This is a genomic window from Aeromonas molluscorum (assembly GCF_051376105.1).
Taxonomy (GTDB): Bacteria; Pseudomonadota; Gammaproteobacteria; order Enterobacterales; family Aeromonadaceae; genus Aeromonas; species Aeromonas molluscorum.
The window spans coordinates 435056-451399 of record NZ_JBPQCY010000001.1 but is presented as its reverse complement, the minus strand read 5'-3'; the positions used below and the strand labels follow the sequence as shown (position 1 = coordinate 451399).

The following is a 16344-nucleotide window of genomic DNA, read 5'->3' as shown; positions in this document are numbered from 1 at the left end:
ATCTATCCATGATTGGGAGGAGAGGAATTGAGGGCGTCGGTTCACCGCAGCCGCGAGCCACAGGCTGGTGGTGCGGGGTTCGACCAGACTGGTCGCAGCACCGCCGGGCAGGGCTAGTGCACCGGATGTCAGCTTGCTACGCTATCAACCCAGATCCCGTGCCAAGGAGTGCCCATGAACAAGCTGACCACATTGATTGCCTGCTCCACCCTGACCCTCGCCGGCATCGCCCATGCCAGCACCCCGATCCAGCTCTCCCTGCCCGGGGTCAATCTGCCCTCGTCCAATCAGGTGGAAGGGGCACGGGCCTCCTTCCTCTATGGCCGCACCGGCCAGGTCAAGGGCATCGATCTGCCGGTGTTCGCCCTCTCGGACGTCAACAGTTTCACCGGCCTGCAGCTGGGGATCTTCTTTGGCGCGGGCCGGGTGCGTGATCAGTTCCAGGGGGTTGCCATCAATGCCGTCAACTGGCACGACGGCCAGGACAGAGGGGTGAACCTGGGCTTCGTCAACCTGACCAACAATGTGCAGGGGCTCAACTGGGGGGCGGTCAACATCGCCCGGGGCAATGCCCTGGCCAACGTCGGCTTCGTGAACTATGCCGAGCGCACCAGCTTCCAGATTGGTTTCGTCAATGCCACCAAGCACCTGGATGGCCTGCAGATAGGTCTGGCCAACTACGCCGAGAACGGCATCTTCCCCATACTGCCCCTCATCAACTTCAAGAAATCCTTCTAGGGGTCACCTTGCCCTTGCTTTAGGAGGGGTAGTCAGTACCCTGTGCTCCATCAAGGCTGCACAGAGGTAACAGGGGCATGACAGGGGAACACATGGACGCCATCGGCATCGGCTGGGACGTGAGGGGTTGGCAGGGCAATGCCCAGGCGGTGGCCGTGGTGGGCTGGCAGGCCAGCACGCAGCAGTTGCACTGGCTCGGGGTCTCCCCCCTGTTTCGGCTGAGCTCCCGGGTGGCGCCGGATCTGGATGCCCTGCTGCGCCCGGCCCTGCAAGACGAAGTGGCGCTGATGCAGGTGCTGGCCTGCCCGCGACTGGCGCTCGGCATCGATGCGCCGCTGGCCTTTCCCCGCGCCCTCGCCGAGTTGCTGGCGGGGCGGGGGATCGACTTTCCCGTGCCCCAGCGGGAGATAGACAACCCTTATGCCTACCGGGATTGCGAGCGCTGGCTCCATGAGCGTTATGGCAAGAAGCCGCTCTCGGCCACTTTCGACAGGCTCGGCAACAACGCCACCCTGGCCCTCTCCATGCTGCCGCGCCTCGGGGATCTGCAACTGGTGCCAAGGCAGGTGAGGGAGGCCAAACGCGCGGTGCTGGAGGTCTATCCCGCCCTCGCCAAGGTGGGGGGCAAGGCTTCTGCGGTGCGGCCCGCACTGCAGCCCCATCTGCCGGCGTCCCTCATCCCGGGAACGGATCCCTATGATGCCGCTCTGTGCGCCCTGATGGCGCTGCAATATGCGGCGGACGGGGCGGTGGGCGCGCTGCCGCCCCTGCTGGCCCCTCCGGCCGATTTTCCCCTGGACGAGGGCTGGATTTACCACTTCGTGCCTTGACAGGCTAGCCCAGCCGCAGCAGCAAGACGCCGCCAAGCAGGGCGAGGGCAGCCAGCCATTTGCCGCGGCCGAGGCGCTCCTGAAAGCAGACCGCGCCTATCAGGAAAGAGATGAGTATGCCGCTCTCGCGCAGGGCGCTGACCTGGGCCAGGGGCGCCTGGGTCATGGCCCACACCACGATGGCGTAAGCCAGGGTCGAGCAGGCGCCCCCCAGCAGGGCGAGGCGCCTGCCCCGCCTCAGTACCGGCCAGATCGCCACCCCGAGGGCGCGGCGCGCCAGCGCCAGCATCAGGCCTCCCTCCAGCACCACCAACCAGAGCACATAGGCCACCGGCTGATCGCCGCTGGCCCGTGCCCCCATGCCATCGACCAGGGTGTAGCAGGCGATGAGGCAGGCGCACTGCCAGATGCTGGGATCCCGCTTTCCTACCCCCTTGAGTCCAAGCAGGATCAGTGCGGCGGCGATGAGGGCGATGCCCGCCAGTGCAGGTCCCCCTGGCATACCTTCGAGCAGCAGCGAGGGGATGAACAGCAGCAGGATGGCGCCGCCGCGCATCAGGGTATAGCTCTGGGCCAGGGAGCCAGCCCCATAGGCGCGGGCCAGCAGCTGGTAATAGCCGACGTGGAGCAGGGCCGAGACCAGCAGAAAAGGCCAGGCCGCCGGGGCGGGCAGGGGCAGCCAGGGCAGCAGGGGCAGGGCGATGAGGGCGCAACCCTGGCTGACCAGCAGCGTCATGGCGCCCTTGTCGCGGGCGCCCTTGATCAGGGCATTCCAGCTCACATGCAGCAGGGCTGAGCCGAGTACCAGGCTAAAGACGAGGGGGGACATAGGACTCCAATGTACTCAGTGATACGGACAGGACCAACTGGCCCTGTCTCTTGCTTGCCCTTGATTCAGCGCTGACGCCAGCGCTGGGTACGCAGCCCAAGGCAGTGTGACAGCAGGAAATAGACTCCCTTGGCCGCCATGGCGGTGAACAGCAGGAGCACGGCCATGGCGGCGGCGCTGCCGGTCTGGCCCGCATCGTCCAGGTTGAGGATGGCGATGGCGGCGGGCAGGGTATCGGGGGAGTAGAGGAAGACCAGGGCCGAGGTGGTGGTCAGGGCATTGACGAACAGATAGATGGCGACATCGAGCAGGGCCGGACTGCACACCGGCAGTGTGATGCGCCAGAAGGTGAGGTAGCGAGGCAGCTTGAGGGAGCTGGCCACCGTCTCTATCTCGCTCGGCATCTGCTTGAGGGCGGCCTGCATCGTCATCTGGCCGACCGTGTAGTAGTGACACAGGGAGTTGATGACCAGCAGGGTCATGGTGCCGTAGAGCAGAGCGAGGGGGTTGCCTGGCTGGTTGAAGAAGAAGATGTAACCCAGCCCCAGCACCATGCCGGGTACCGCCATGGGCAGCAGCCCCAGCAGACTGATGAGGCGGCGCAGCCAGCCAAAGCCATCCCCCTTCTCCACCAGATAGCTGCCCAGCATCACCAGGGCACTGCCAAACAGGGCGACCCCGGCCGCCAGGGTGAGGGAGTTGAACCAGGGCTGCCAGCCATAGGGGGTGGTGCTGGCAAAGTCATAATGACGCAGGCTGAGGGTCAGATCCCAGGGCCAGAAGCTGATCAGGGAGCCATAGATGGCGACCCCTATCAGAGTGACGATGAAGAGGGCGATGAGAGAGCAGAAGATCAGGCAGCAGCCGTCACGCAGCTTGTGGGGGGCGGGGCGGTAAATGACGGCGTTGCTGGCAAGCTGCCCCCGCTGGCGACGGGCGAGCCAGCGATCCAGGCCGAAGGCGAGCAGGGCGGGCAGCAGCAGGAAGACGCTGGTGACCGCGCCCATGGTGAAGTTCTGCTGGCCTACCACCTGCTTGAAGATATCGGTGGCGAGCAGGGAATATTGACCCCCGATCACCTTGGCAACGGCAAAGTCGCACACCGCCAGGGTGAACACCAGCACCAGGGCGCTGAGGATGCCATAGCGGGCATTGGCCAGGGTGATGAGCACGAAACGGCGCCAGCTCGGCAGCTTGAGCACCCGGGCGGCCTCGTAGAGGCGCGCATCCGCTGTGCCCAGGGTGGTGCAGAGCAGCATCAGAGCATGGGGAAAACACCAGAAACCCAGGCCGAGCAGTATGCCGATGGGTCCATAGATGGACTCCCCCATCAGCCAGGATTTAAGCATGCCCTGGTTGCCGAACAGATAGATGAGGCTGATGGCGGGCAGCAGGGAGGGGGCGAGGATCGGCAGGTTGGCCAAGAGGCGAAACCATCGCCGTCCCGGCATGCAGCTGCGGGTTAGGGCAAAGGCGTAGCCGAAGGCGAGCAACACCACCCCGGCGCTCACCGCGAGCCCGATCAAGAGGGTGTGACCGGCGGAGGCGCGCAGCTGAGGAGAGGCGAGATAGTGCTGAAAGTTGGCCAGGCCGACGAACTGGCCGTTGCCGTCCTGCACGCTCTTTTGCAGCATGGCCAGCAGGGGGGCGGCCAGCCCCAGCAGCAGGAAGAGGCTGACGGCGAGCAGCAGGGCCAGAGTCAGCAGGCGATCCGCACGCCACTGGGACCGGGCAAGCAGGGAGAGGGTCGGCATGGGGACTCCGAACAGGCACAGAGGCTCAGACTGGGGGTGGGGGGAATTCAGGCGTGGCATGTGGACTCCGGGCGGAAGTGATGCAGTTGATCCCGGGGGATCTCCAGGTGCAGGCGGCGGCCAGGGGCGAGATCCAGCGCCGCGAGCTCCCGCAATGGCACATTGACCTGCAGCGGTTCGGTCAGGGCGGGGTGATGGCAGGCGACCCGCATGTGGTTACCCTGGAAGGCGCAGTCCGAAATCTCGACCGGCAGTTGTCCCCCCAAAGATGAGAGGCGCAGCGCCTCGGGACGAATGCCGAGCTCGCCGCCTATCCCTTCCCCCGGGCAGGCGAGCAGGCCTGGCAGGAAGTTCATCTGGCCGACGAAGTTGGCGACGAAGCGGCTGGCCGGGGCTCGGTAGATCTCCTCCGGGGTGCCGAACTGTTCGATGCGCCCGGCGTTCATCACCAGGATGCGATCGGCCATGGTCAGTGCTTCCTCCTGATCATGGGTCACCATGATGGTGGTGATGCCAAGGCGCCGTTGCAGGCGCTTGATCTCGTCGCGCAGATGCACGCGCACCTTGGCATCCAGGGCCGAGAGGGGTTCGTCGAGCAGCAAGAGGCCGGGGGAGAGGATCAGTGCCCGGGCCAGGGCGACTCGCTGCTGCTGGCCGCCGGAGAGCTGGGCCGGGTACTTCGCCTTGGCTGCCTCCAGATGGACCAGGGCCAGCCACTCGTCGACCCGGGCGGCGATGGTCTGGCTCGGCAGCTTCTGCTGGCGCAGGCCGATGGCGATGTTCTCGGCCACCGTCAGGTTGGGGAACAGGGCATAGGACTGGAAGACGATGCCAAAGTCGCGGGCCTCTGGGGGGAGCAGGGTGACATCCTGGCCTCCCTGGCGGATGCTGCCGCTGCTCGGGGTCTCCAGCCCGGCGATCATCCGCAGCATGGTGGTCTTGCCGCAGCCGGAGGGGCCGAGGAAACAGACGAACTCCCCCGCCTCGATGGCCAGGGAGAGGGGGTTGACGGCGGTGAAGCCATCGAAGTGTTTGGAGATATGTTCGAGTTGCAGATAGGCGCTCATCAGAGGACTCCTTCTTGGTGTAGACCAGATTGTCCCGTCGCCAGGTTGCAGCTTGATGACAATGAGGTGGCGGGGCGAAAAAGAGCCCGCCGAAATAAAGAGAGCGGCGCCCCTGGGCGCCGCTCTTGCTGTGTCCTGGCTGCGGGCGTTGTGCCGCCCGCAGTCCGGATCACTGGGCCTCGGACTTGCCGTCGAAGCGGCTGCTCCAGTCGGCGAGGTTCTGACCGCGCTCCCTGGCCATCTTGGCGAAATCGAGGGGGATCATCGCCTGCTTCACGTCCGGGTAGTTGGGCACAGGTTTGCTCAGGGCAGCGATGCCCACCACGGGGTAGTTCTGGCTGTAGAGGCGGTTGGCGCTCTCGCCGATGGACCAGTCAACCAGCGCCTTGGCGGCGGCGGATTGATCATTGACCAGCGCCACGGATTCGGTATCCCAGCCGATGCCGCCCTTGGGCAGGATCACGCTGATGGGGGCCCCCTGGGTCTTGAGTTTGGCGCCCCGCAAGCTCATGGAGATGCCCGCCAGCACCTCGCCCTGGGCCGCCTGCACGCAGGGCTTGGAGCCAGAGTGGGTGTACTGGGCTATGTTGCCGTGCAGTTTTTCCATGTAGGCCCAGCCCTTGTCATCCCCCAGGCTCTGCAACCAGGCCGCGACCATCATGAAGCCGGTGCCGGAAGAGGCGGGGTTGGGCATGGCGATCTTCCCCTTGAACTCGGGCTTGAGCAGATCCTCCCAGCTGGTAGGGGCCGGGATGCCGAGGGATTTGCCCATGGCCTCGTTGAAGCAGACGGCGTTGAAGAAGGCGTCGTTGCCATACCAGGCCGGGTTCGCCTGCGGGTCGCGCAGACCCGGATCCAGGGCCTCGGCACCGGCGGGCAGGTAGGGCTTGATCACCCCTTCCTGCTTGAGCAGGGCGAGGGAGGATCCCGCCAGTCCCCATACCACATCGGCCTGGGGCCTTGCCTTCTCGGCCAGCAGCTTGGCGGTGATCACCCCGGTGGAGTCGCGCACCCACTTGATCTCGATGTCGGGGTGGGCCTGTTCGAAGGCCTGCTGATAGGGCCCCATGATGTCGGTCTCAAACGCCGTGTAGACGGTCAACACCTCCTTGGCGTGGGCGGTCGTGGCGAGGGTCATCATGCCCAGCAGGGCGGCGAGCTTGGTCATCTTCATCGAACTTTCCCTATTGCGGTGGAGTGGGGAGACAGGAGCGGGAGACCCGATCCGCCAATCTGGTTCATACCAGATGGTTGGATTGGCATGCTAGGAAGGGAAAATGACGGTTGGATGACGGCATCATGGCAATCCTGTGACCCTTGTCCGTCGCCGAAAAAGGATGGTGTGCGGGCTATATGAAGCTTTGATGAAGATTGGCGGCGGGTGCTTTACCCCCGCAGATGGGCCCCATACCATGGCGCTAAATGGTATAGACCAGTGTCAATGACCACTCCCCTAGCTGCCGACGATGAGGCCATATGAACAAGGACAACCCCTATCTGCTGCTGACCCCGGGTCCGCTCTCTACCTCCCGCACCGTGCGTGAAGCCATGCTCAAGGATTGGTGTACCTGGGATGACGACTACAACCTGGGGGTGGTGCAGGCCATCCGTGCCCGGCTGGAGGCGCTGACCGGCTACCCGGATCTCTACAGCAGCGTCTTGATGCAGGGATCGGGCACCGCCAGCGTCGAGGCGTGCCTGGGCAGCGTGATCGGCCAGAACCACAAGCTGCTGATCGTCGACAACGGCGCCTATGGTGCCCGCATGGTCGAGATAGCCCGCAGGCTAAACATACTCCATCGGGTCTACCAGCTGGACGAGTGCCAGCCGGCCGATCCCGAGGAGCTGGCCCGCCTGCTGGCCGAGGATGACACCATCAGCCATGTGGCCATGGTGCACTGCGAGACCACCACAGGCCTGCTCAACCCCCTGGAGGCCGTTGGCCGGGTGGTGCAGCAGGCGGGGCGCTGCTTCATCGTCGATGCCATGTCGAGCTTTGGCGGCATCCCCATCGATTTTCAGCGCGCCGGCATCGACTTTCTGATCAGCTCGGCCAACAAGTGCATCCAGGGCGTGCCCGGTTTTGGACTGGTGCTGGCCAGGCGCAGCCGCCTGCTGGCCTGCGAGGGGCAGGCCCGCTCCCTCTCCCTGGATCTGTTCGATCAATGGCGGGTGATGGAGCAGGGGGGCGGCAAGTGGCGCTTCACCAGCCCGACCCATGTGGTGCGCGCCTTCCATCAGGCGCTGCTGGAGCTGGAGCAGGAGGGGGGCGTCGCCGCCCGTCATGCCCGCTATTGCGAGAACCAGCGCCGCCTGGTGGCAGGCATGGTGGCCCTGGGCTTTGAGCCCCTGCTCGATGAGGCGCTGATGTCCCCCATCATCACCTCCTTCCTGGCACCGACGGCGCCGGGTTACGACTTCAAGGGCTTCTACGAGCGGCTCAAGGGGGCTGGGTTTGTCATCTATCCGGGCAAGGTCTCCCGGGCCGACTGTTTTCGCATCGGCAACATAGGGGAGGTCTATCCCGCTGACATGGACCGCCTGCTGACTGCCGTGGCCGCCCACAGCGACTGGCAAGCCTGAGCGGGTCGGCAGTTGCCATCCCTCGCGTGCCCGCAGCCCGGGCCATCCATCCATGACGACGGCAAGGTCGCCCTTGCCAGGAGAGCACAATGAACAAGCAGTCAGTGAACAAGCAAGTGGAAGCCGTGATCCTCGACTGGGCCGGTACCGTGGTCGATTTCGGCTCCTTCGCCCCCACCAGCATCTTCGTCGAGGCGTTCGCCCGCGCCTATGAATTCGAGGTGACCCTGGCCGAGGCCAGGGTGCCCATGGGCCTTGGCAAGTGGGACCATATCCAGGCCCTGGGTCGCCTGCCCGAGGTGGATGCGCGCTGGCGCGCCCGCTTCGGCCATTCTATGAGCGAGGCCGAGGTCGATACCCTCTATCACACCTTCATGCCGTTGCAGCGGGACAAGGTGGCCGAGTTCGCCGAGCCCATCCCGGGAGCCCTGGCCACCATCGCCTGGCTGAGGGGGCGGGGCATCAAGATAGGCTCCTGCTCCGGCTACCCAAGAACCGTGATGGAGGCCCTGCTGCCCGCCGCCAGGGACGCGGGTTATCGCCCGGACCATGTGGTGGCCACCGACGATCTGCCCGCCGGGGGCAGGCCCGGCCCCTGGATGGCGCTGGCCAACGTCAATGCCCTTGGGGTGGGCTCGGTGCAGGCCTGTATCAAGGTGGACGATGCGGCCCCCGGCATAGAGGAGGGGATCAACGCCGGCATGTGGACGGTCGGCCTGACTCTTTCCGGCAACGAGGCGGGCCTCACCCTGGCCGAGTATCAGGCCGCCAGCCCGGCGACCCTGGCGGCTTGCCGCGCCAAGGCGGCTCCCAGGTTGCAACAGGCGGGGGCCCACTATCTGATCGACACCCTGGCCGATCTGCCCGCCGTGGTGGCCGAGATCAATCGCCGCCTGGAGGCGGGGGAGAAACCCTGAGTCACAGCTCCGTCAGCACGTCACATACGACAAGAGGCCCGCGCTGCGGGCCTCACCGTCTGAGGGACAAACTGGCGGTCTGCGGATGCCGGGCATGCAAGCAGGCCGCTGCGTCCCGTGACTTGGTCCTGTGGGCGCCCCGGCTGCGACTCACACTCCCTCATGGGCTTGATACTCTGTATCCGCTCTATCCGATGTCAGGCGTCTTGCCGGGCTTCTCTTCCCTCATTCATTCTCTCTTCGCACGCACCATGGGCCTTGGGCGCAGTGCCCTGGTCCCCTATCAGGGGCATCAGCGCCGGGATACGCGGTTGCTGGAGTGAAAAACCATCAGATATGCCATCAAACCAGGGTCGTCAGTCAAGGATCCACACCCTGCTACCTCGCAGCAGCAGGCCGTCGACAGGGCGGGGCCAGGGCGGAAGGGTCGCCGCGTTTATGGCAGGTCAAGAGAGGCGCGAGTGGCGCAGAGCCAGAAGCGGCAGCCGCAGTGCTGGGTTGCAGGGGGAGACAAGCAGGTGAGCTGGCGGCAGGCGAGCCGATATGAAAGGGCAACCACTAATCCTGGCTGATGAAAACAAGCAATCCATGAAAGCGTGAGAGCCGTTTCTCGACCTCATCGTGCTGTTGCCTGCATCCGACATGGGCCCAGGCGCCACCCCGGCAAAGCGGGGTGGCGCCAAGGGGGGGAGTGACGCGAACTCAACCCTTGTCCGCCTTGCCGGCGGCATCGGCGAGGCGAGCAAGGTGGCGAGCCCAGGAGGGCACGGGGCGCCCCTCGTCCTCGGCCTGCTCCTTGCGAAGGATGGCGCGGCGCACCAGGTTGGCGCCGAGCCAGCGTATTGGCTCCGGTGGGAACTGGCCCCGGGGGCCCCTTGCCAGGGGGCAGTGGCGCCACTCGTTGTCGAGATCCAGCGCCAGGGCGGCGAGGATCTCCCCGCCCATCCAGCTTTGCACCACGCCGTTGCCCGAATACCCGGCGCCATAGAGGACATTGGGGTGATCCTCGAGATGGCCGAAGAAGGGCAGACCGGTGGCGCTGCGATCAGAAGGGCCGGTCCAGCTGGCGGCGATGGGCAGATCCGCGAGGGAGGGAAAGAAGCCGTCGAGGCGGCGGCGCAGATCGGTGGCGAAGGCGCTGGGGCGATCGAACCAGGGGTGGAGGCGGTTGGCAAACGCAAAGCGGTTGCCCCCCTTGCCCAGCATCAGGCGACCGGCCGGGGTACGGCGGTAATAGTGCACGAAGGTGCGGCCATCCACCACGCTGATCCCGTCCGTCAGTCCCAGTGCGTCCAGGCGCTCGGGGGCGGGATCCGTGATCACCATGTCGGAGGAGACCAGGATCAGGTTGCGGGAGAACTGGCGAAACTGGCCCGGCAACCAGGCGTTGATGGCGAGGATAACCTTGTCGGCCCTGACGCTGCCCAAGGGCGTTTCGAGCAGAGGTCTGGCGCCGTGCACCAGCCGGGTCATGGGGGTCTGCTCATGGATGACAATGCCGAGGGCCAGGGCGACCCGGCGCAATCCGCGCACCAGCAGGGCGGGTTGCACGCTGCCCGCCGCCGGGCTGAAGTGGCCCGCCAGGTGAGCCTTGGAGCCGGCGCGGGCCTGCACTGACTCCCGGGACCAGGGCTGCCAGCGGCTGATCCCCGCCTGCTCGAGGGCGGCGAGGGAGGGGGTCATGCCCCCTTGCTGGGCCGGGCTGGTGGCGGTGTAGAGGGTGCCATCAAGGCGCAACTGCGCCTCGATGCCGTGATGCTGGCAAAAATCGCGGATGGCAAAGACCGCCTGCTCGGACGCCTGCACCAGGCGCGTCGCCTCCTGCTCGCCAAACAGGCGGCGCAGGGAGGGGTACTTGGTGGACCAGGTGAGCAGGCAGCCGCCATTGCGCCCGGAGGCGCCACTGCCGCACAGGGCCTGCTCCAGGATCACCACCCGCAGCGCAGGATCCTGCTGCTTCAACTTGATGGCGCTCCACAGGCCTGTGTAGCCGCCACCGACGATGGCGATGTCGGCCTCGATGTGTTGCCCGAGGGGGATGGGGTCGGCCGGTTGTTCCCGGGCCAGGGCCTCGGCCAGCCAGAAGGGAAGTGTTTTTTGGGTCATGGGTCGCCTGTTGGTCTATACCAAAAAGCGCCAGTATGGGGGCCGCCGATGACGTTGTCATGACGGCACAGTGACAGCCTGATGGCAGAGGGGTAGAAGACAGAGCAGGATAAGGCGACTGTTGCGCTCAGGCGTTTTGGACGAGGGGCGAGTTGATTCGTTCCAGCTCGATGGCCAGGGCGTCATGGCGCCAGTATTCGTGATCGAGTTCATAAAGACGGCCAGCCTCATCGAAGTTGAGACGGCGGATGAAGAGGGCGGAGGAGCCAGGGGTGAGGCCGAGCAAGCTGGCGCGCTCCCCCTCCAGGATAATGGGGTAGAACTGGATCTGGGTACGCGCCAGGTAGAGCTGGTAGTGCTCCTCGAACAAGCGGGTCAGGGATTGGCTCAGATCGTGGCGGGCAAGATCCGGGCAGCAGCTGACGCAGACATGGTTCTCCTCGAGCAGCACGATGCGTCCATCCAGGCTGCGCAGCCGTTGCAGGTTCCAACTCTTGGTAAAGGCGGGCAACCCCATGGTCTGGGCCGCCTCGGGGGCCGGGTAGGCGAGCTGGCAGCTGAGTAGCTTGGTATGACCCAGGCGCCCCTGGGCCGTCACCAGCTCGTTGAAGCTGGCCCGCTCGGTCGGGTTGTAGCGCAACCTGGGGGGGGATACATACCAGCCGCGGCGATTCTCCCGATAGATGAGCCCCTTGCCCTCGAGCAGTGCCAGCGCCTCGCGCAGGGTGACCCGGGTGGTGGCGAAGGTCTGTGCCAGCTGCCGCTCTGCGGGCAGCTTGCCCTGGGCCTGGATGCGACCGGCCAGGATCTCTTGCTCGATGGATTGACTGATGATCTGATAATGAAGAGCCGGGCTTTGCATGGCTGATCCTGTGATTGAGGCAAGGAAGACAAAGGCGCAAGAGCCGAAGGGGTAGTGTCCCCCTGGCGGCCTCATTGGATGACATTCAGATGTCAGCCTGATGACAAGGGACAATAAGGTGCGCTCCCCGGGGCGTCAAGGGCGCTGCTGTGATGACGAAGGAGGGGAGCAGATAGCAAAAATCCCGCACGAGGCGGGATATTTGCGATAAATCATGGTGCGTCCTAGTGGATTCGAACCACCGACCCCCACCATGTCAAGGTGGTGCTCTAACCAGCTGAGCTAAGGACGCATCTTCATCAAAATGTGGTGGGTTTAATTGGATTCGAACCAACGACCCCTACCATGTCAAGGTAGTGCTCTAACCAACTGAGCTATAAACCCACGGCTGCTATCGCAGTAATATGGTGCGTCCTAGTGGATTCGAACCACCGACCCCCACCATGTCAAGGTGGTGCTCTAACCAGCTGAGCTAAGGACGCGAAAACTGTCTGCTGAATGGTGCGTCCTAGTGGATTCGAACCACCGACCCCCACCATGTCAAGGTGGTGCTCTAACCAGCTGAGCTAAGGACGCATCGCATATCAGAAAGTGGTGGGTTTAATTGGATTCGAACCAACGACCCCTACCATGTCAAGGTAGTGCTCTAACCAACTGAGCTATAAACCCACTTCACCACGCCAGCTGTGCTGACGTGGACGGCATACTACCCATGGCCCCCAAGGCTGTCAACAGCCTCTATGCACAAAGGAGACTGTTTGCCCAGTTCTTGTGCAGCCTGTTGATTTTGCAGGCGAGCCGTCCAAAAAACCTGTCTCACCAAGCTGGCGAGAAGTGGCATGCCATCCGCTTCTCAACCCGCTTGCGAGGACGGGGGAGTGGCGAAGCGGCCATAGATGACCTTGAGCCTGGCCCCCAGCATCAGTGCCGCGCCGGTCAGACCTATGATAAAGCCGACCCAGAAGCCCTGCGGCCCCATGCGCGGCACCACCCAGTCGGTGAGCCCCAGTATCATGCCGCTTGGCAGCCCTAGGCCCCAATAGGCCACTATGGTGATGTAGAAGATGGCCTGGGTGTCCTTGTAACCGCGCAAGGCGGCCGCGGCAATCACCTGCACCGAGTCCGAGATCTGGTAGATGGCGGCGAAGAACAGCAGCAGGGCAGCCAAGGTGATGACATTCATGTCCTCGGTATAGATAGCGGCAATCTGTTCGCGCAGCAGCACCGTCAGGGCGGCAGTGCCGGCGGCGACTGCGATGCCGAGCATCAGGCCGGTACGGGCCGCGACCCGGGCGTGATCCGGCAGGCCTTCTCCTATGCTGTGGCCGACCCGGATGGTGACCCCTACCCCAATGGAGAGCGGCAGCATGAATACCAGGCTGGAGAAGTTGAGCGCAATCTGGTGGCTGGCCACTATTTCCGCGCCAAAGGGCGCTAGCATCAGGGCCACGACGGTAAACAGGGTCACCTCGCAGAAGATGGCCATGGCGATGGGGAAACCCAAGCGGAACAGACGCCAGATCCGGCTGCCGTTGGGGCGACACAGGCTGGCAAACAGCGCAATTTTGCGAAAGTGGCTGGAGAACTTCACATAGAGGATCATGGCCAGCAACATGGCCCAGAGCACGATGGCAGTCGCCACCCCGCAGCCGACCCCGCCGAGCGCGGGCATGCCGAAGTGACCATGAATGAAGATGTAGTTGGCCGGGATGTTGACCGCCAGCCCCACGAAGCCTATCACCATGGTCGGCACCGTATGGGAGAGCCCTTCACTGAAGTTGCGCAGCACCTGGAACATGGCAAAGGCAGGCAGCCCCCAGAGAATGGCATGCAGATACCCGGCAGTCTTGTCCGCCATGACGGGATCGACGTTCATGTATTGCAGCGCCAGCGGGCTGACATAAAGTGCCAGCATCGCGATCGGGGTCACTATGAGGGCAAGCCAGAACGCCTGGTGGACGGCCGGGCGTACCTCATTGCGCTTACGGGCGCCATTGAGTTGGGAGACGATGGGGGTGAGCGCCATGATGATGCCCTGTACCAGCAGGATCACCGGCAGCCAGAAGCTGGAGGCGACAGATACCGCGGCGAGATCGACGGCACTGACCTGCCCTGCCATCACTGTATCGACGAAGTTCATCGCAATCTGCGCAACTTGCGCCACCAGAATAGGGCTGGCAAGACGAATGAGTTGCCTCGCCTCGGACCAATAACGTTGCACTGACACCTCCGGTGGGGGCCGCTTGGGCATGACATGATGGAACAAAAGAGAAGAACGGTGCACCAGAACGGGGCACCGAGGGAGTCATTCTAGCCGTAACTGACGGTCAAGCGAAACGATTGAGTGGACTCAACCCCCAATGGGGTAGTTTACGAGGCAGCACGCCAAGGATCACCGAAAGCAATGGTCCGGGCTGTACCCTGTTGACGAGCGCGGCCCCGGGTCATCAAAGGGGGGCAGCGCAGGCTCGATCAGGCGTCTTCGTGATCGCTGATCAACAGGTTGGCGGCGGCGTAGGCGGCTTGCTGACGCAATTCGGATGGCACGCGTTCATCCCGGGCGACCGCATCCAGAGCACGGATGCTGGCGGCAATGGCTTGGGGGACATAGCCCTGATCCCCGGATCCAATCTGGTTATAGGCGATGCGGATCGCTTCACAACATTGATATACCTGCATTATTTATTCCTTAATAACCTGAATGCGAACGTCGCCACTATAGCGATCAGGGGCTGGCTTGTCAGCTCGCGCCCTTGTTTGCAGCGCACACCGAGGTTAACCTGCCTCCTTTGTCGTAGCAGGAGACGAGACATGTTCACCGGCATAGTGCAGGGGACCGCCGAATTGGTGGCCATCGAAGAGCTACCCAACTTTCGCACCCACGTGATCCGCATGCCGAGCCTGGCATGGGGGGAGGGTTTGGCACTGGGGGCCTCGGTGGCCCACAACGGCTGCTGTCTGACGGTGACCCGTATCGAGGGTGACAGGGTCAGTTTCGATCTGATGCAGGAGACCCTGCGTCTGACCAACCTTGGCCAGTTGCAGCTGGGAGAGAAGGTCAACGTGGAGCGGGCCGCCCGCTTTGGTGACGAGATTGGCGGTCATGCCATGTCTGGTCATATCATGGGCACGGCGGAAGTGATCTCGGTCATAGACACCCCCAACAATCGTCAGGTCTGGTATCGCCTTGCCCCCACGCTCATGAAGTATGTGTTGACCAAGGGCTATATCGGCATCGATGGCATCAGCCTGACTGTTGGCGAGGTGCGCGGCACTGAGTTTTGCGTCAACCTCATCCCGGAGACCCTGACCCGCACCAATCTGGGCTGGGTTCAGGTGGGCTGGCGAACCAACATCGAGATCGATCCCCAGACTCAGGCCATCGTCGACACCGTCGAACGTGTGCTGGCTCAGCGTCCTTCCTGATCTTGCAGCAGTGATTGCCCGGTGGCCACCATGGCCAGATCGCCGAGGCCAGATAAAACAACGCCCGCATCACGCGGGCGCTGTTTTACCTGGCGTCTATATCAGGGCGCTCGCCGCGGCTTGCAGGACGAGTGGTCAAGATTCAGAACAGCTGTTCGTCATCCGCATCGACCATGAGTTGCAATCGATCCCGCACCTCGTCTTTGTGCAGCCGCAGGTGTATGGGGTTGCAGCAGGCCATGCAGTCTTCATAGAACTCTTGATCTCCCTGGCTGGCATCCAGTGCCACTTGGGTGTGGTGGCCGCAATGGGGGCAGACTATTCGTTTGTTGATGTAGTCGAGCATGGTGATCTCCCTAAGGCCAAGGGTGAATGGCCAATGCATTCAGTCTAGTCAGTGCCTCGCCTGCTGACTGGGAGCCCGCGCATAAAGAGAGGGATTGGTGGGCGGTGTTGACTGGTGCATCAGGGATGAAGGGAGGCGGATTGAGGTGAGAGTGAAATGAACAGCGCCGTGCAGCCTGGGTCGCACGGCGTGGATACCTTACTTGCCCGCCACCCAGCTGGCCAGTTGCTCTGCATCGAGTTCGCTCAGGCAATCGAGCCTGTGATCGGCGATGGCGAGACGAGGATCATTGAGCAGCGCAGGATCGGGCACAATCAGCGCCCGCATCGAGGCCGCCTTGGCCGCCAGCAGCCCGGTAAAGCTATCTTCGATGGCGAGGCAGTGCATTGGCAGGACCCCGAGCTTCTCGGCGGCATGGATATAGACGTCCGGATGGGGTTTGCCGAAACGTTCCACCTCGGCAGAATGCACCGCCAGGAAACGATCGCGAATGCCGAGCTTGCCGAGCACGGCCTCCACCATGGCAAAGGGGGAGGAGGTCGCCAGGCCCACTTTAAGACCCTGTGCTTCAATCAGCGCCAGCGCCTCCAGTACCCCCGCCTTGGGCTGACCCTCGCTCAAGATCAGGGCATTTACCCTGTCCAGAATGCGTTGCACTACCTCTTCCTGGCTGGGACCCACCCAGGGGCGAAGCCGATACCAGTGTGCCACCAGCTGATCGATACGTATCCCTATGGTCGAGTCGCAGTCGGCTTCACTGTGGGGGTGACCCAGTTCGGAGAACACCGCCATCTGGGCCCGTTGCCAAAAGGGTTCAGAGTCGATCAGAACACCATCCATATCGAAGATAACGGCAGCTAACATCTTGTACTCCTGACAAATTTGA

The 16344-nt window shown here is 63.6% G+C and carries 15 protein-coding genes and 5 tRNA genes; 5 read left to right on the top strand and 15 right to left on the bottom strand.

Features of this window, described 5'->3' with window-relative positions; translation table 11 throughout:
• Positions 1-174 precede the first annotated feature (174 nt).
• Both ACSMDR_RS02165 and ACSMDR_RS02160 read left to right on the top strand, forming a co-directional pair.
• Positions 175-738 carry a VC2662 family protein gene (locus ACSMDR_RS02165; protein WP_436466865.1) on the top strand — a complete coding sequence of 188 codons (564 nt, stop codon included), beginning with the start codon at positions 175-177 and terminating at the stop codon, positions 736-738.
• A 77-nt stretch (positions 739-815) separates the two neighbouring features.
• Positions 816-1568, top strand: coding sequence for a DUF429 domain-containing protein (locus ACSMDR_RS02160; protein WP_436466864.1), 753 nt, complete (start codon positions 816-818; stop codon positions 1566-1568).
• A gap of 4 nt (positions 1569-1572) precedes the next feature.
• On the opposite strand, the gene ACSMDR_RS02155 is transcribed toward ACSMDR_RS02160, so the two are convergent.
• The 4 genes from ACSMDR_RS02155 to ACSMDR_RS02140 form a co-directional block, all read right to left on the bottom strand.
• On the bottom strand, positions 1573-2397 hold the full coding sequence (locus ACSMDR_RS02155) for a hypothetical protein (RefSeq protein ID WP_436466863.1): 825 nt from the start codon (positions 2395-2397) through the stop codon (positions 1573-1575).
• Positions 2398-2462: 65 nt separating this feature from the next.
• Positions 2463-4151 carry a putative 2-aminoethylphosphonate ABC transporter permease subunit gene (locus tag ACSMDR_RS02150; protein WP_436468176.1) on the bottom strand — a complete coding sequence of 563 codons (1689 nt, stop codon included), beginning with the start codon at positions 4149-4151 and terminating at the stop codon, positions 2463-2465.
• 47 nt (positions 4152-4198) lie between these two features.
• On the bottom strand, positions 4199-5218 hold the full coding sequence (locus ACSMDR_RS02145; RefSeq protein WP_436466862.1) for an ABC transporter ATP-binding protein: 1020 nt from the start codon (positions 5216-5218) through the stop codon (positions 4199-4201).
• A gap of 169 nt (positions 5219-5387) precedes the next feature.
• Entirely contained in the window at positions 5388-6392 is a 1005-nt protein-coding gene (locus ACSMDR_RS02140; RefSeq protein WP_436466861.1) for a putative 2-aminoethylphosphonate ABC transporter substrate-binding protein, read from the bottom strand.
• Positions 6393-6694: 302 nt separating this feature from the next.
• Between ACSMDR_RS02140 and phnW the strand changes: the two genes are divergently transcribed.
• Together phnW and phnX are read left to right on the top strand one after the other, a co-directional pair.
• A complete protein-coding gene (gene phnW / locus ACSMDR_RS02135) occupies positions 6695-7801 on the top strand; it encodes a 2-aminoethylphosphonate--pyruvate transaminase (RefSeq protein WP_392442723.1) in 1107 nt (368 codons plus the stop codon).
• A gap of 89 nt (positions 7802-7890) precedes the next feature.
• On the top strand, positions 7891-8718 hold the full coding sequence (gene phnX / locus ACSMDR_RS02130) for a phosphonoacetaldehyde hydrolase (RefSeq protein WP_436466860.1): 828 nt from the start codon (positions 7891-7893) through the stop codon (positions 8716-8718).
• A 702-nt stretch (positions 8719-9420) separates the two neighbouring features.
• Here the strand turns inward: phnX and ACSMDR_RS02125 are convergent.
• The 9 genes from ACSMDR_RS02125 to ACSMDR_RS02085 form a co-directional block, all read right to left on the bottom strand.
• Positions 9421-10824 (bottom strand): FAD-dependent oxidoreductase, encoded by a 1404-nt coding sequence (locus tag ACSMDR_RS02125; RefSeq protein ID WP_436466859.1) that lies wholly within the window; start codon positions 10822-10824, stop codon positions 9421-9423.
• Positions 10825-10951: 127 nt separating this feature from the next.
• Complete coding sequence (locus tag ACSMDR_RS02120) at positions 10952-11686, bottom strand: UTRA domain-containing protein (protein WP_436466858.1); 735 nt, start codon at positions 11684-11686, stop codon at positions 10952-10954.
• Between the two features lie 215 nt (positions 11687-11901).
• Positions 11902-11978: transfer RNA gene (locus ACSMDR_RS02115), tRNA-Val, on the bottom strand.
• Positions 11979-11993: 15 nt separating this feature from the next.
• Positions 11994-12070 (bottom strand) — tRNA-Val (locus ACSMDR_RS02110).
• A 21-nt stretch (positions 12071-12091) separates the two neighbouring features.
• Positions 12092-12168 (bottom strand) — tRNA-Val (locus tag ACSMDR_RS02105).
• A gap of 17 nt (positions 12169-12185) precedes the next feature.
• Positions 12186-12262 (bottom strand) — tRNA-Val (locus ACSMDR_RS02100).
• Positions 12263-12278: 16 nt separating this feature from the next.
• Positions 12279-12355, bottom strand: a tRNA-Val gene (locus ACSMDR_RS02095).
• A 184-nt stretch (positions 12356-12539) separates the two neighbouring features.
• On the bottom strand, positions 12540-13907 hold the full coding sequence (locus ACSMDR_RS02090) for an MATE family efflux transporter (protein ID WP_436466857.1): 1368 nt from the start codon (positions 13905-13907) through the stop codon (positions 12540-12542).
• A gap of 251 nt (positions 13908-14158) precedes the next feature.
• Entirely contained in the window at positions 14159-14365 is a 207-nt protein-coding gene (locus ACSMDR_RS02085) for a YaeP family protein (protein WP_436466855.1), read from the bottom strand.
• A gap of 132 nt (positions 14366-14497) precedes the next feature.
• Here ACSMDR_RS02085 and ACSMDR_RS02080 point away from each other — a divergent pair, with 132 nt between their 5' ends.
• Positions 14498-15112 carry a riboflavin synthase subunit alpha gene (locus tag ACSMDR_RS02080; protein ID WP_436466854.1) on the top strand — a complete coding sequence of 205 codons (615 nt, stop codon included), beginning with the start codon at positions 14498-14500 and terminating at the stop codon, positions 15110-15112.
• A gap of 142 nt (positions 15113-15254) precedes the next feature.
• Here the strand turns inward: ACSMDR_RS02080 and ACSMDR_RS02075 are convergent, their stop codons facing one another.
• Together ACSMDR_RS02075 and hxpB are read right to left on the bottom strand one after the other, a co-directional pair.
• Positions 15255-15458: a CPXCG motif-containing cysteine-rich protein gene (locus ACSMDR_RS02075; RefSeq protein WP_436466853.1), complete on the bottom strand. Its 204-nt coding sequence runs from the start codon at positions 15456-15458 to the stop codon at positions 15255-15257.
• Between the two features lie 198 nt (positions 15459-15656).
• Positions 15657-16322, bottom strand: coding sequence for a hexitol phosphatase HxpB (hxpB, locus tag ACSMDR_RS02070; RefSeq protein WP_436466852.1), 666 nt, complete (start codon positions 16320-16322; stop codon positions 15657-15659).
• Between the last annotated feature and the right edge of the window lie 22 nt (positions 16323-16344).

Bases quoted from the DNA above. Each gene is read 5' to 3' on its own strand.
- ACSMDR_RS02140 (WP_436466861.1), bottom strand. From the start codon at position 6,392: ATGAAGATGACCAAGCTCGCCGCCCTGCTGGGCATGATGACCCTCGCC.
- ACSMDR_RS02120 (WP_436466858.1), bottom strand. From the start codon at position 11,686: ATGCAAAGCCCGGCTCTTCATTATCAGATCATCAGTCAATCCATCGAG.
- ACSMDR_RS02165 (WP_436466865.1), top strand. From the start codon at position 175: ATGAACAAGCTGACCACATTGATTGCCTGCTCCACCCTGACCCTCGCC.
- phnW (WP_392442723.1), top strand. From the start codon at position 6,695: ATGAACAAGGACAACCCCTATCTGCTGCTGACCCCGGGTCCGCTCTCT.
- ACSMDR_RS02080 (WP_436466854.1), top strand. From the start codon at position 14,498: ATGTTCACCGGCATAGTGCAGGGGACCGCCGAATTGGTGGCCATCGAA.
- phnX (WP_436466860.1), top strand. From the start codon at position 7,891: ATGAACAAGCAGTCAGTGAACAAGCAAGTGGAAGCCGTGATCCTCGAC.
- hxpB (WP_436466852.1), bottom strand. From the start codon at position 16,322: ATGTTAGCTGCCGTTATCTTCGATATGGATGGTGTTCTGATCGACTCT.
- ACSMDR_RS02125 (WP_436466859.1), bottom strand. From the start codon at position 10,824: ATGACCCAAAAAACACTTCCCTTCTGGCTGGCCGAGGCCCTGGCCCGG.
- ACSMDR_RS02160 (WP_436466864.1), top strand. From the start codon at position 816: ATGACAGGGGAACACATGGACGCCATCGGCATCGGCTGGGACGTGAGG.
- ACSMDR_RS02085 (WP_436466855.1), bottom strand. From the start codon at position 14,365: ATGCAGGTATATCAATGTTGTGAAGCGATCCGCATCGCCTATAACCAG.
- ACSMDR_RS02145 (WP_436466862.1), bottom strand. From the start codon at position 5,218: ATGAGCGCCTATCTGCAACTCGAACATATCTCCAAACACTTCGATGGC.
- ACSMDR_RS02155 (WP_436466863.1), bottom strand. From the start codon at position 2,397: ATGTCCCCCCTCGTCTTTAGCCTGGTACTCGGCTCAGCCCTGCTGCAT.
- ACSMDR_RS02075 (WP_436466853.1), bottom strand. From the start codon at position 15,458: ATGCTCGACTACATCAACAAACGAATAGTCTGCCCCCATTGCGGCCAC.
- ACSMDR_RS02150 (WP_436468176.1), bottom strand. From the start codon at position 4,151: ATGCCGACCCTCTCCCTGCTTGCCCGGTCCCAGTGGCGTGCGGATCGC.